This is a genomic window from Paenibacillus residui (genome assembly GCF_042677205.1).
Classification (GTDB): domain Bacteria; phylum Bacillota; class Bacilli; order Paenibacillales; family NBRC-103111; genus Paenibacillus_L; species Paenibacillus_L residui.
In genome coordinates, this window is the sequence record NZ_JBHTIU010000074.1 from 1 (window position 1) to 15,103 (window position 15,103).

Consider the following 15,103-nt stretch of genomic DNA (forward strand, 5'->3'; position numbering starts at 1 on the left):
TTCCTGTATGCACCTTTAACCTTTATTCCCATGAATTTTTCGACAAGAACTTTTCACTGTCCAGTATAATAGAAAGCCCGGGACATTTGTACAATTAGCAAAGCATCCTTATTTTTGCACATTTTTGCTGCGGCAGTGGTATAATCACTTTAGTTGAAATCTTATAGTCGCTCCGTCAGTTAGGAGGATTGCGGTGAATATCGACGTCCATTTCCCAAACATAACCAGTACGCTGCAAATCGTCGGCTGCCACTTCAGTGTCAAGCCTCCGGGCTGGTCTTTCCCTAACCATCATCATTATCTTTTTGAGCTTCTGTACTGTTGGAGCGGAAGCGTTACTCATATGATCAACGGAAGAAAGCTTGATCTGCATGCGGGCGATTGGCTGCTGCTGCAGTCGGGGGTCCGGCATCAGATGCAGAACGTCTCCGGAGAAACTTATTCCTTTTTCAATCTTCATTTTGATATCGATGACCCCAAGCTACGCAAGCTGTTAAGCGGCTCCAAATATAGACATATCACCAAGCAGGATTCGGAGCATTCGAGTCTGCCCCTGTATATGAAAGAAATGGAGCTGCTGCTGTTACGAAGCTTACTTCCGGTTAACGGACAGTCTGCCGCTAACGGCACTTTGGAAGCTGTACCCGACGGGGGGCGCATAGAGCTTACCTCGGATAATCAAATGGCTCTGCAAGCCTATACCTTGCTGATCGTGAGAGAATTTATCCGTTTCTCCTCAGCCGGTGCCGCCGCCGTCCAGCAGAGTTCTCCGTCTATCCCTAATGAAGCTACCCAATCGGAAGCGGATACCGCTCACGCGATTGAGGAGAAATTGCGTTCCATGATATTTGCCTCCGGCTCCATCTCGGATATAGCAGAAGAGCTTCACCTTAGCCGGAGTCAATGCAGCAAAATTTTCACCCGCGTTTACGGTATCCCGCCGCGCCAGTATTTAAGCCGGTTAAAGCTGAACAAAGCCAAGCAGCTGCTGGTGAACAGCGACATGACGATAGAGGAGATTTCTTCGCGGCTCGGCTTCGGCTCCATTAGTCATTTCTCCAGACAATTTCGCCGCTGGTCCGGCATGCCCCCTACCCAATTCCGGCCCAAGCCCAGCATTTCCAAGGAGTCCGGCGAAGCGGAGGGATAAGAGACGCTCCTCTCAGGTGTAAGAGTGATCGGTTTGCCGGGCTTTGGTAAAGAACGGCTTAAATAAAAATGCATATACGCGCTTATTCCGGGCATCGGCACGATATTCTATCGGTGCATTCATGGTTGCGACAACCAGGGACAAGGATAAACGGCTATCGCCGTCCTTAGGACGGGAGCGTTTACCGATGAAATATAAGAACAGGTATAGATGAAAACTTATACTTTCTTATATTTTAAAAAAAGCTCCTAACGGAGCCTCTTCGAAGACGAATAACCCGGTTTTAAAGGTAGCTTTTTATGCCAATTAGAAAGTTGTCCCATTTTAACGCTTTAATGAACAAAACTTTCTAATGTGGTAAGAAAAAGGGCGTCCTCTTTAACAAGGACAGCCCCATTTTCCAAATCATTTATCGAAGTAAACTGCTTTGCCTGACTTGGAAGATTCATAGATCGCCTCTAAAATTTCCGAAACGACGCAGGCTTGCTCCGGTGTAACTACCGGATCGGTATCATTCTCGATGGCCTCAATCCACAGTCTGGCTTCCAGATCGGCTTCACTGACCGATTTTCCTTCGTAGAAAGCGACTCCGCCGCTGTTCAGCGAAATTTTATTTTCATAAAGCCGGCTCCGCTTCTCGCCGTTGATCGTCAATCCGTCCCACATGTCCGCTCCGCCTTCGGTCCCGCAGAGAGTACATTTGGCTTCGCCGACCTGACGCATGTTCAACGCCCAGCTGGATTCCAGTATGATCGTTGCGCCGTTCTCCATCGTAATCATGCCGAAAGCCGAATCCTCGACCGTAAACTTCTGAGGATCCCAAGGGCCCCAGGCATTCGCCGCATCCGCTTTGCTCGACAGCTTATGGAAAGCCGTTCCGAGAACCGCCTTGGGCTTGTAATTGTTCATCATCCAAAGGGTCAAATCCAAAGCATGCGTACCGATATCAATGAGCGGGCCTCCACCCTGCTTCTCTTCATCCAGGAAGACTCCCCACGTCGGCACGGCACGGCGGCGAATCGCATGAGCCTTGGCAAAGTAAATGTCACCCAGCTCGCCGTCCCGGCAAACCTGGTGCAAATATTGGCTGTCGGTGCGGAAACGGTTCTGGTATCCGATCGTCAGCTTCTTGCCCGTCCTTTTGGCTGCTTCCACCATTCTTCTGGCGTCGGCTGCCGTCTTGGCCATCGGCTTCTCGCACATGACATGCTTTCCGGATTCCAATGCGGCAATGGAAATATCGGCATGGGAATCGTTAGGTGTGCAGACATGAACGATGTCGATCGAACCGTCGGCCAGCAGCTCCTTATAATCCTCATAAACTTTCGCATCCGCAGTGCCGAATTTCTGAGCGGCCTCCTGCGCTTTCTGCAGATCGATATCGCAAAACGCCACCATTTCTACCTTGTCGATCTTGGCGAGACTTGGCATATGCTTGCCGTTGGCAATCCCGCCACAGCCAATAATAGCTACCCGATATTTAGTCGTCATCGTAATCCTCCAATCATTTGATTATAAGTAATTGGTTTTCAGCCAGCGCATACTGGTTTCAATGCTCTCCAGAGGCGGATTCTGACAATGGTCCTGTTCCACGATCAACCATTCGGCACCGGCCGAGCCTGCCGCCGATATGACCGCCGGAAGGTCAATTTCTCCTTGGCCCAGTTCAACGGTTTGAGCCTTGCCATTCTCCAGAGTCCGCATATCCTTCAAGTGAATTAGAGGTACTCTTCCCGCATATTTGCGAATATATTCCAGCGGATCCTGTCCCCCGTGATGCACCCAGCATACGTCCATTTCGACAAAGCATTCTTCGTTACTCATCATGCCGAACAGCCGGTCAAAGAGCCTCTCGCCGCCAACGGTCTCGGTCAATTCGAAGTCGTGATTGTGGTATCCGAAGCGAATCCCGTGCTTGGCCAATTCACGGCTGGCCTTCTGGAATAAGGATACCGTATCCGCAAGGGCTCCCTCGGAACGCTGCTCCACGGTTAAATAAGGACATACAACATAGGAGGCGCCGATAGCGGCATTCATTTCAACAACCTCTTCCAGCCTGTCCTTCAAATCGCTGACGGAAACATGACTTCCAATTGCTCTCAACTGAAGCTCTTCCAATAGGTTTTTTAATTGTGGCGGTGTCATTCCTCCATATCCGGCAAACTCTACGCCTTCATAGCCGAGTGCGGCTACTTTTCTCAGTGTGCCTGGAAAATCACGCGCCGTTTCGTCCCGCAAAGTATACATCTGCAGGCCGATCCCCATTCGCCCCATGGCCATTCTCCTCTACATGAAATATTTTACGCCATTTAATCTACTGATTTGCCCCGAACCTTGCTTTCATTCTAAACCCGGGTTAACTATAATGAGAATGAATGATCTCACTATATCATGAACTATCTTGCTATAATAATAACCTGGAAGGAGTTGCTGCAATGCATGGAACGGCATATTTTGCAGAGAGGCATGTGCTCACGGCAGGCTATTCCAGACATAACAAGCCTCATACCGTTAGCGAGAAAAAAGGATTAAACTGCTACTTATTACGATGGCAAACCCAGGGAAACTGTTTCGTATGGGTACGGGACAAATATGAATGGATCCAGCCCGGAGACCTGCTTCTTCTGCGTCCTTCGGACCCTTATGAATTGATCGTAGGCTACCAGAATCCGAACTCTTTGAAGAGATTAAGCAAAATCCACAGCTCGGACTATTATTTGATGGTCGTCGGGGAATGGTTCGATCAATGGTGGAGGATTCGTGATCGCCCTACGAAAGTAAATATAGTACCCGATGAGCGGCTGTTAGCGATTTGGAGACAGATCGTACAAGAGAAAAGAAGAGTTAACGACCAAAGCGAGGAAATCTTGACCTGCTACAGCCAAATTCTGTGCCTGACCATCGACCGGCTGCTGGATGAAACCAGACAATCACCGAAGAAATCTTCTCTGTCTTCCATCCCTTACCGGCTGAAAGAATATGTCGAGCAGCATGCGACAGAGCCGATAACGTTGAAGCAAGTCGCCGAATCGGTAGGGATCAGCCCGTCCCGGGCCAGCCATTTGTTCAAAGAAACTCACGGCAAATCGATCATCGACTACGCAATAGAGGTCCGGCTCTCCATTGCCAGGGAAAGGATGGAATACAGCTCCATGACGCTTGAGCAGATTGCGGAATTTTGCGGCTTCCAGAGCTACTCCTATTTCCACCGTGTATTTCGCTCCAGATTGGGGATTTCCCCCAGTGAATACCGGGAACGAATGGACCGGGAAACCAACTCGCCGCTGTCTCCCGGCTCCCGAAAGTCCCCTCCCCGAGACGATAAGCGCTGACATTAAGGGGTGCAGCAAGCCTTCAAATGCTATGGAAAAGGCGGAATTTTTCAACGACAGCATTCGGCGGCCGACAGTGTTCGACGTCACTTTCCGCTTCTCCTGCCGGCAGCCCAGAATGCCAGAACAATCAGCGGAATGGCAATAAACCACGGAATCGTAATGCTGCCCCCTATCAGAAACGCCAACAAAAGCAATAGAACGATGCCAATAATAATATACAAACAGCCCCTGCCAAAAGTCTCCAACCCCCGCCCTCCTCTCCGGAATATCCGGGGAATGAAATGCCACTCTATTTTTATTCGCTGCCGGCCGCAATCATTCCTGCGGATTGTTCACAAGCGTTGGAGTGAATCTCCTTTTTCTGGACGTCTCTTGCAGTAAAAATTAAGAAAACAGAGAAGCCCGTTCATCCGCGCTATCCGAATAAATGCTGGAAAGCATAACGGGCAGCCACGGCAAATCCGGTGCCGGTCACCGCACCGAAGACGACATCCGAAGGATAGTGATGTCCGAGATATATTCTGGACCAGCCTACGGCAAACGCGGCTAGATACATAGCCGGAGCAATCGAAGGAACAGCCAGGCTGATGGAAGTGGCGGCCGAGAAGATGGCTGTCGTATGGCCGGATGGGAAGGAATGGTCCGAGAGAAGCTTGGCCGGAGCCTGCAGGTGGGGAAGCGTAACGTATGGCCTTGTCCGGCCGAAGGATCTTTTGGCTGCCTGCACCGCCAGATGGCTCGCCGTCAAGGAGACGATTCCGTCCCATCCGAACGGGAAGGCCAACGGCAGAGCCATCAGCAGGGCGACCGTAAACATAGCCCCTCCCAGATGAGTAATGGCGGACATGGTTCTATCCATCCATCGGGATCTCATTTTCCCGTTAATAAAGTACAGTAAACGAATTTCGTTTTCCCTTATTTTCCCAATCCAATGCTGCAATCAGACCACCTTCTCTCGTATGATCTTGGAGTGTTCGTTTCGGTTGGCAGACGGCTCCGGATGAGTCATTGTGTACAGCGTAATGAGCAGAGTCAGGAACGACAGGGCGACGATCAGCAGCCTGACTAATCGGTCAACTTGGATGGTCCCCATAAATTACTCCTCCATTCAGCCTTTTTTCTCATTATCTCACGCGATTTTCAAGCTTATGTTATAGGGATATTAATCCACTGTAAAAGTTTCGAAAGACATACAACGAAGGACAATCCAATTTCGAGAATTGGCTCGCTTCCCGTCACTTCACCCATTTTGCAATGGAGAGCACAGGTGTCTCCCTCCTTCCAGCAGAAATCAATCTAAAGTTAGGTTTTATGCCGGTAAAAATATATGTTGACGCCATGTTAACGCAGCGGAAACGCAGCGGCGGACAGAAAGCCTGCAATTGTGCATGCTTTTGGCCATTTTGCCCGTAGTCCGCAGCAATGCCTGAAAAAATACATCTTTTTTCTAATTCCAGGGGGGGATCGGGTGATTGGAGACCGAAATTAATGTATTTTCGCAGGCTTTTCTCCATAGGTGTCTGAACCGCTTCTAAATGGATGTATTATCGCAGGAATTCTTGCCTGCATTAACGGCGTCTAAACCTTCCTCTAAATACGATAGTTCCTCTTGCTTTACTTCGATAAAGGTTTATACATTACACTTTGGGGAGCCCTGTTAAATCCCCCACAAAGTGACGCATAACCTTCTAAGCCTATTCATGGTACTTTGCGGGGAACCCCCCTGAATTGAAAAAGGGCCGCTCCGCCAACGGTTGCCCGCTGATGGAACGGCCCTGAACGTCACCCGCGCCCGTTCGTGTTAAATTAAAGCCAACACATCTTCAATTGCTGTATTCGTTCTACAGGGTTAGGACGACTTCGTGATCCTTGCCGTCATCACTCAAATCGACGAAAGGACCTTCCTCCCCGAATTCGGTTAAGGGGATCTTCCGGCCGTCCACCTCAAAGACCGCCGCACCGTTGCACTTGCGCTCCGGATTGCGGATCGTGATCCGGTATGAGGCATCTCCATAGCGATAACGGATGGTGACCTCCGGCCAGTCTGACGGAATGCAGGGCCGGATATACAGACGTGCGCCGCGCCGCTGCAGCCCGAGAATGCCCTCGAGGCCGACCTGATACATCCAGCCGGCGGCACCCGTATACCAGGTCCATCCGGCATGCCCCTTATGCGGGTCCGTCGTGTAGACGTCTGCCGCCATCACGTAAGGCTCGCCGACATAGCGCCGCACCTCTCCGGGCGTCCGGGTATGGGTGATCGGGTTCAGCATATGGAACAGCTCGAATGCTTTGTCCCCGTTGCCAAGCCGGCACCAGGCCAGAATCCCCCAGAGAACGCCGTGCGTGTACTGCGCCCCGTTCTCGCGAATCCCCGGCGGATAGCCTTGAATATACCCGGGAGACGGATCGGTGTGGTCGAACGGCGGGGTGAGCAGCCGGACAACGGACAGGCTGCGGTCCACCAAATTCCGGTCGAACGACTCCATGGCGCGATGCGCCTTGTCGGGCTCGCCCGCTTCCGAAATAACCGACCAGGATTGGGCAATGGCGTCTATCCGGCACTCGTTGTTATGGAGCGAGCCCAGCCACTGCCCGTCATCCGTGAAGGCTCTCCGGTACCATTGACCGTCCCAGGCATGCTCGTTGAGGGATGCGGCCAGTTCACCGCGGACTTGCCGGTAACGCTCCGCCCTGTCCGGCTCTCCCCGGCGGGCGCACAGGTCGGCGAACCGGTCCAAAATATAGCATATAAACCAGCCCAGCCAGACGCTTTCTCCCCTTCCGGCATCCCCTACGCGGCTTAGCCCGTCGTTCCAGTCCCCTATTCCGATGAGCGGAAGCCCGTGCTCTCCGAAGCTCAGGGAGCGGTCAATGGCGCGCAGGCAGTGCTCATAGATGGTCCCGCTCTCTTCCGAGACGACAGTCGGCTCATACCGTTCCAGCTCGCCTTCTCCCAGCGGATCACTATGCAGATAGGGCGCAGTCTCTTCCAGGATGCTCTCATCCCCGGTATGCTCCAGGTACCTCGTAACCGCATAGGGGAGCCATAACAGGTCATCGGAGAATCGCGTCCGGATCCCTTTATGTGTCTCCTCGTGCCACCAATGCTGCACATCCCCTTCTATATATTGATGGGAGGCATGCAGAATAATTTGCGAGCGGGTCAGATGGGGCAGGCTGTGCAGCAAGGACAGGGAATCCTGCAGCTGGTCCCGGAAGCCGTAGGCGCCGCCAGCCTGATAGAAGGCCGTGCGTGCCCACATGCGGCAGGACAAGGATTGGTAGAGCAGCCAGCCGTTCATCATCAGATCCATTTCCGGACTGGGGGTAGAGATCTGAACCTGCTCCAGAACCCGATCCCAGAAGGCTGCGACCTGGCCGAATGCCTTCTCGCATTGACTTGCTTGCTTATACTTCCGGACCAGCTCCATGGCGGATTCCCGAGAATCCTCGCAGCCCAGCAGCGTATAGACCGTCACCTGCTCGCCCGGCTCAACGGACAGCTTGGCTTGTACGGCCCCGCAGCTGTCATACACCGGTCCCGTCCGGCCGGATAATCTGCTTCGGCCCATCGCGGCCGGCCGCGCCGGTGTACCGTTGCGCCCGATAAATTCCTCGCGGTCCGCTGTCCATGACAATTCCTTACGGGCGCTTGCCGGCATCTCCTTATCCCCCGTTCCGGTTAAATCATCGGAATCCGTCAGAACGGTCAGGAAAGCGGTCGCCTCGCGGAACGATTCTTGATAAGTGTTGCGGGCATACAGCATGGAGGCGCGCTCGTCCCACTCCGTCACGATGAAAGGAGACGTTGCTTCGCGGCGCACCCCAAGCACCCAGTCCGCATAGTACGTTACCGACAGACGGCGCTTCTCCTCCGTCCGATTCGTCAGGCTTAAGCGGATGACTTTCACGGGATCGTTAAGCGGTACGAATACCGTCATCTCCTGAGACAGCCCGTGGCTTTCCTGGTTGTAGCGGGTAAATCCCCTGCCGTGCGTCACCGTATGGGAGCTTCCCGCCTCCGTCCGGCCATGCGGGATTTGCCAGAATTGGCCGCTTTCTTCATCGCGCAGATAGCAAATTTCCCCGGGCCGGTCGACAACCGGATCGTTGGACCATGGGGTCAGCTTGCATTCCCGGCTGTTACGCCACCAGGTATAGCCCGTATACAATTCGGACAGAACCGTACCGAATCGAGGGTTGGCGATCACGTTCACCCAAGGGGCCGGCAAGTGGTTTCCATTTTTGATGACGATCCGGTACTCCCGGCCGTCCGGACTGAAGCCCCCCCACCCGTTAAACAATGTGAGCGGCTCGGCGGCTTCGGCAGAAGGTTGATCCCGCGTCGTCGTAATCGAAGGATTCCGCTGCTGCCAAGATTCTTTCGCCGGCACCGGAGAAGCCGACCATTCCTGTTGGCCGCTTCCGCGAGCCGGCTTAAGCTGTGCCTTGAGGCTCGGCCCCCCTGCACGGAGAAGCACTCTCGCCGTAGCCAGGAGCAGCGTCTTGTCCTCTTCCGAAAGCTGATTGGCCGCTACCAGGAAGATGCCCCCGCGGTCATTGCCGAAGCGGACCGCTCCTTGCTCCGCTATACGCCGGATCGCTTCCTGCAGATCCTGCTGATAACCGCCCTGGGATTCGTTCAGAACAACCAGATCGAGCGGCATCCCCAAACGGCGCAAGTATTCATGGCCGACAAGCAGCTTCGTAACGAAGGCCAGGTTAGCCGTATCGTCAATGCGGACCAGCACGATCGGCCGGTCTCCGGAAATTCCGTGGGACCACAAGCCGGACTGGCCCCGGACATTGTCCGCAATCCTCCGGGATTGCTCCTCGGCAAGCGTGTGGGCATACAGAGCCCGGCCGGCAAGCTGTTGGAACAGAGCCGCATCCGCCGCTTTCAGATGCAGATGCCTAAGTTCAATCTGACTGCGTGTCCAGGCCATCTGGAAGCTGCGCTCGACTTGGTGGCCGCTGCCGAACCGCTTCATCATTTCAATCACTTCTTCCCGAGAGTCTGCCACTCCCGTTACGGCAAACAATTGGACCCGCTCTCCCGGCTTCAGCGTCAACTGCCTCCGCATGATGAAGGCAGGATCGGCGACCGCCCCCAAGGTACCGCCAAGCCTGGAGCGAAGACCTTGCGGATCGGCCAAAGTATGCCCGCGACCGATGAAAGCCGCACGGTCCGACTCGTACTCCACGGGCCCATGTTCGGAAGCAATTAGGGCGTGAGCGGCCCACAGAGCCTGCTCGCCCCCGTCCCGCGGCCTTCGTTGGGCAAGCAGGCACTGGGCATCCGGACAGTATTCCGTCTTCACAAATAGCTTGCTGAAGGCCGGATGCGCATCGTCCGCATCGGGCGGAGCAAGGACAGCCTCCAGGAAAGTCGTTACTTCAACCGTCCGGATTTCCTTCCCCCGATTAGTGAGGGTAAGTCTGCGGACTTCCGCATTAGCCTCCGGAGAGACACAGACCTCGAGATGGGTGGCGAGCTCCTTATTCTCGCGGGTATACACGGCCTTCTCCAGCATAAATTGAGTCAACTGCTCCTTGACCGGCACTAGGCAAGGCTGATGTGTCGCCGACCAGACGGCATCCTCGGCGACATCGCGAATATAGATATAGCTTCCCCAGTCATCGGCAACAGGGTCCTCACGCCAGCGGGAGACCGCTATTCCCTCGTATCTGCTGAACCCGCTGCCGCTGTTGGTCAGAACGGTCGTGAAGGTCCCATTGGACAATACACAGACTTCCGGAGAAGGCGTATCCGGAGAGGAGAATTCCCGCGTCGCAGGGACACCCTCGAGCTTGGCGGCCGGGCGGGGCACTCGTTCCATGACCAGTCTCTCAATAACTTTTGGTCGCGCCGCTGCCCGTTCCTGCAGCAGCAATTCCGCTGCCCGCACCCGCTTGTCGCTGTGGAAACGGTCATACATTTTATGCGGAAGCAGCAAATTTCCCAGGGTGAGCAGACTCATTCCCTGATGATGCGCCATAAAGCTGCGGACGATCTGATATTCCTGATCCTTGGGCATCCTTTCCTGTGTAAAATCGATCGCTTCATAGTACCCATATTTGCCCCGGGCACCTAGCTTCTCCATCCTTCGCAGATCCTCAAGCCCCTGATCCCGGGCGTAGGGCAGTGCCATAATCGTCGCGTACGGGGCAAGCACCAAATCCTGTTCAAGTCCCCGCTTGAATCCGAGACCGGGAACACCGAACGCCCGATATTGATAGTTAAGGTCATAATCGAACGCGTAGTATCCGGATTCGGAAATTCCGAACGGCACCCCCCGGCTGTGAGCATATTGTATTTGTTTACGGACGACACTGCGGTACGTGCGTTCCCATATAGTGTTCGGATAGGTTCGCATGATCAGCCACGGCATCATATATTCAAACATGGTCCCCGACCAGGAGATCAATGCCGCTTCATTGCCGATCTTCGTCATGGTCCGTCCAAGCGCGAACCAGTGAGATACGGAAATCTGGCCGAGGGCAATCGCGACAAAGCTGGCCTGTCTCGCTTCGGAGGCAAGCAAATCATAGAGAATCCCTTCCCGCTCTCCCGCGGCCACATGATAGCCGAGCGAGAACAGCTTGGCCCGATGATCGTACAGAGGCCGGAAATCCGTCTCCTCGATTAATGTTTCCAGCCGGGCCAGGAGCTGGTGACCGTATGCGAGCCACTGCTCCCGGTCGGCCGCCTCCGCAGCAGATTCCCCGGAACCTTCATCATCCTCCGAAGGAGCGAAGGGGCCTTCCCCTATTGGAAGCCCGGGCTCATCGACCTCACTTCTCTCCGTCGGCTCCCACTCCACGGCAAATTCTTCATGGACGGAAAGAGTGGGCTTGCCGATACCTGCCTCCGTGTTCTGTCTTCTATCGTTCTCCCGTTTTGAATAACGGCCCCTGTCGACCTGCTCCTTACCGGAGAAGCCCTGCAGCCCGAAGTCTGTCCGCAGCCACTCCGCCAAGCCTTCCTTCACCGTCATCAGACTGGCGACAAAATTACCGGAATCGACAGTCGATACATATAACGGAGGCAGGGGAGCCAGCGTAACGGTATCGTACCAGTTGTACAAATGACCGTTCCATTTATCCATCCGCTCGAGCGTCCCCAAGGTCCTCCCTATTCTTTCCATCATTCCGCGGGTGTCGATAAACCCGAAATCCCTTGCCGCTAACGTACAGGTTAACAGAAAACCGATATTCGTCGGGGAGGTGCGATGAGCAACTCCGTTCGGCGGATCCAACTGCACGTTGTCCGGCGGCAGCCAATGATCCCGTTCCCCGGCGAAGTCTTCGAAATACATCCAGATTTGCTTGGCCAAGGTTCGCAAATGCTGTTCTTCCTCACGGGTGAAGGAAACGGCCGAACGGGACGGACGCTCGTCCAGCCAGCGAATGCCCAGCGGAGCCAACGCCCATATAAGCGACAAAATAAGCCCGATAGCCGGCCCGTAGCCCGGCGCAAAGAGCGAAACCACGGCAAAAAGTGCGGTGCAAGCCAATCCCCGGCCCATCCCCAATACAGGGGCGCCGTCTTTTCCAGAGCTGCGCCGTTCGATTTCCGCAGAGCTGACCCATTCCAATAGATGCTTCTTGGAAATATACAGCCGGTAGAGACTTCTTCCCGCGGCATCAGCCATTATTACCGCTTGGTAGGGCAGCGTTCCAATCGCCAGCAAAGCTTGGCCGATGGATGCCAGCAGGCCTCTGATCCGCAGCCCTCTTCCCAAGGCTGCCAGTTGACGTATGACCGGCAGCATGAAGGTAAGGAATACGACGGCCAGCCAACGGACGGGCGATCCGGGGAGAATGGTCAGACCCAGCAGCAGGATAAGAAAAAGAACCGGAGGCATCAAGCTTCTCCGCAAATTATCGATCATCTGCCATCGGGTCAAAGCGGATAAATCGATGGGCTTGAGCGTGCCCCGCCGGTCACATATACGGGGAAACAACCAGCAGACCAACTGCCAGTCTCCCCGCACCCAGCGGTGCAGCCGCATTTGGTACGAGCGGAAGGTGGAGGGATAATCATCCACCAATTCAATATCCGAGAGCAGGCCCGCACGCAGAAACCCGCCCTCCAGCAAATCATGACTGAGCACATGGTTGTCCGGAATTCGTTCGCACAATACCTGATGGAACGCCTGGACGTCGAAGATGCCTTTTCCCGTAAAAATTCCTTGCCCCAATCCATCCTGGTAAGGGTCCGATGCGGCGAAGGAATACGGATCGATGCCGGGGTTCCCCGACCATAGACCGGCCAAGCGGGAACGCATGGCCGCCTCCAGACTGGTTCCGATCCGCGGCTGAAGAACACCGTACCCTTCAATTACCCGGGACTTGCTCTCGTTAAGTCGGGGACGGTTATAGGGCAGATGGATCGTGCCGATCATTCGCTGGGCCGACCCGAGCGGAAGCTGCGTATCCGTATCCAGTGTAATAATGTAACGAATTCGCTGCAGCACGGAGTCATCTCCGATGGTGTACTGATAGCTCGTGTCCCGGCTTCCCTGCAGGTACTCTACGAATTCGACCAGCTTGCCGCGCTTTCTTTCCCATCCCATCCAAACTCCTTCGGAGGCGTTCCATTGTCTTCTTCTCTGATAGAGATGGAAGGTCGTCCCTCCCTCCCGGGAATACAGACGGTTCAGTCTTTCAATATGGCCCTTGGCGCTTTCCAGGATGATTTGATCCTGTGGCGTGCTCTCCGTCTCGGCATCCGTAAAATCACCCAGAAGAGCGAAGTGGATGTGGGGATCGCGGTTAGCCAAATAGTGAAGCTCCAAGCGGTCCGCCAGCTCCCGCACCTCCTCGGCCGTGGACCAGATGACGGGAATGACGACCATCGTCGCCGCTTCCTCGGCGATTCCCGCCGAAAAATCATATCTCAGCAAAGGGCGCGGGCGCGTCAAGCGTTCAATCAGCCAGTGCGCCGCGGTTACGGCCCATTCGCTGGCCGGCAGAACCAGCAAGAGGGCAACGACTATCCAGTGGACGGGCCGTAAATCATAACCCGCCCCCATCCATAGGGTGAAACCTAGTAGGACGATGAAGAAAGAGGCAGACAGCAGAGAAAAATAAGAGCCGGTTCCCCGGCGAGTCATCCCCTGCGGCCTCATCCGCAAACGAGATTCACTGCACATTTTGAGCGCCTGACGCAGCTTCTTAATTCCTTCATTCTCCAACAAGTAATAAGCGAGGAAGGTCTGTCTCGGCAGCTCCGGTACAGGTCGGGAGGCGCTGTGGTCCGCCCCGGTTACGGTTCCCTCCGAAGCTCCCTCTACCTCCCGCGATTCGCTGCACGCTTCGATAGCTTCGGTAGCTTTGCCGGCATCTGCCGGAGAATTCGGCCCGTCCCGAGTCACTTGACCGGATTTCGCTTCGGCGTAAGCGGCTTCGGCCAGCTCTACAGCCTGCCTGGCAACCAGGTTCTCCGGCACCCGCAGCCCGCGGGCGATCTCTTCCACCCGTTTGCGTATCGTGTCTCTGCTGGATTCATCCAGACGGGGATAGACGCCGGTAGCGTCTTCCCGGAGAGTTTGCTCTACGAGGCAAATTTTCTCGAAGGTCTCTCTCCAGTCCCATCGCTCCACCCTGCGGAAGCTCCCGATCAGATGACCGGCTGTCGCTTGAAACCCTGCCTGAAGCTGATGCTCATAAGTAACCAGACGATCCAAGCTTTCCGGACCGTTCTCGAGCTTGCATAACAGCCACTCTCGCACCATGGAGGCATCGTCGGCCCACTCCCTGAGATGGCTTACCATATGAACGATCCACGGGCCGGACAAGGGAATATCCTGTCCCGCTTCATCCAGCGCTGTACGGAGAACTTCCGGATCCAGCCTTGCCGGTTCTATTTTCTTGAGAAAATGCTGAACTTGGGCGCAGACCTCTCTTCGTTCGCGAACAAGCTCCATTTCTTTGGCCAGCCGTGTCATCAGAGAGACTCGCAGAATAAGCGGAATGGCCCATGCTTCCGCAATGGTCAGGACCGAGACCTCCTGATAGGCCCGGATGTAGTTAGCGAGTGTTTCCGGATCAGCGATGCCGTCCACATGCTCCAAATAATCCGCACAGACCGATTGAATCCGCAGCTCGCCGCTCTTGCGCAGACAAGGCAGACGGCGCAAAGCGTAGGAGGATAATTCTTCACGAACCGTTAATTCCTGCTCTTCTATAAATTCCGCATTATCCAACAGCCATTCTTCCGCAGGCTGCGAACAATTTGTATCCTTATTCTGCAAAGACCGCACGAACGAACGCAGGCTGTCCACGTCCGCATTAAAATTTTTCCATAACCGCGCAGCTGGACGCATCGCCGCACGAGTATCGTGCTTCAGTGCCAGCTCTCGAGCTTTCTGCCTTAATGAATCATTGTTAAGAATCATGAGTCCCCCCCCGAAGAAGGCCAGTAGTTTTGACAAAAATTTCATTGCCCATGCAATGAAGCACCAGTTCAATCTAAATATTCCCATCTTGCCCTGCTTTTATTAATTTCTGTATCCCGTTCCATCCTTCTACACGACAAAAAACAGCAAAAATCCCCAGATCTTCTGAGGATTTTTGCTGTTATGGATAGTTGGTTTCAAGTTATAAAATA

Annotated in this window: 9 protein-coding genes; 2 read left to right on the top strand and 7 right to left on the bottom strand. The window is 54.4% G+C overall.

Annotated features, from left to right (window positions below; translation table 11 throughout):
• Positions 1-193 precede the first annotated feature (193 nt).
• Positions 194-1,150, top strand: a complete 957-nt coding sequence (locus tag ACFQ03_RS18335) for an AraC family transcriptional regulator (protein ID WP_379290001.1) — start codon at positions 194-196, stop codon at positions 1,148-1,150.
• Between the two features lie 405 nt (positions 1,151-1,555).
• Here ACFQ03_RS18335 and ACFQ03_RS18340 read toward each other — a convergent pair whose 3' ends face one another.
• Positions 1,556-2,641 carry a Gfo/Idh/MocA family protein gene (locus tag ACFQ03_RS18340; RefSeq protein ID WP_144933955.1) on the bottom strand — a complete coding sequence of 362 codons (1,086 nt, stop codon included), beginning with the start codon at positions 2,639-2,641 and terminating at the stop codon, positions 1,556-1,558.
• A 21-nt stretch (positions 2,642-2,662) separates the two neighbouring features.
• Entirely contained in the window at positions 2,663-3,424 is a 762-nt protein-coding gene (locus ACFQ03_RS18345; protein ID WP_150959184.1) for a sugar phosphate isomerase/epimerase family protein, read from the bottom strand.
• A gap of 161 nt (positions 3,425-3,585) precedes the next feature.
• Here ACFQ03_RS18345 and ACFQ03_RS18350 point away from each other — a divergent pair, with 161 nt between their 5' ends.
• Positions 3,586-4,482, top strand: a complete 897-nt coding sequence (locus ACFQ03_RS18350; protein WP_379290004.1) for an AraC family transcriptional regulator — start codon at positions 3,586-3,588, stop codon at positions 4,480-4,482.
• Between the two features lie 86 nt (positions 4,483-4,568).
• Here ACFQ03_RS18350 and ACFQ03_RS18355 read toward each other — a convergent pair whose 3' ends face one another.
• From ACFQ03_RS18355 to ACFQ03_RS18375, 5 genes are all read right to left on the bottom strand, one after another.
• Positions 4,569-4,730, bottom strand: coding sequence for a hypothetical protein (locus ACFQ03_RS18355; RefSeq protein ID WP_186328249.1), 162 nt, complete (start codon positions 4,728-4,730; stop codon positions 4,569-4,571).
• A 170-nt stretch (positions 4,731-4,900) separates the two neighbouring features.
• Positions 4,901-5,344, bottom strand: coding sequence for a phosphatase PAP2 family protein (locus ACFQ03_RS18360; protein WP_186328248.1), 444 nt, complete (start codon positions 5,342-5,344; stop codon positions 4,901-4,903).
• Positions 5,345-5,425: 81 nt separating this feature from the next.
• Positions 5,426-5,578: a hypothetical protein gene (locus ACFQ03_RS18365; protein WP_191964277.1), complete on the bottom strand. Its 153-nt coding sequence runs from the start codon at positions 5,576-5,578 to the stop codon at positions 5,426-5,428.
• Between the two features lie 142 nt (positions 5,579-5,720).
• The gene (locus ACFQ03_RS18370; protein WP_379290007.1) at positions 5,721-5,999 is read right to left on the bottom strand and encodes a hypothetical protein; all 279 of its coding nucleotides are present in this window, start codon (positions 5,997-5,999) and stop codon (positions 5,721-5,723) included.
• A 327-nt stretch (positions 6,000-6,326) separates the two neighbouring features.
• The gene (locus tag ACFQ03_RS18375; protein ID WP_379290009.1) at positions 6,327-14,891 is read right to left on the bottom strand and encodes a GH36-type glycosyl hydrolase domain-containing protein; all 8,565 of its coding nucleotides are present in this window, start codon (positions 14,889-14,891) and stop codon (positions 6,327-6,329) included.
• Positions 14,892-15,103: the final 212 nt, after the last annotated feature.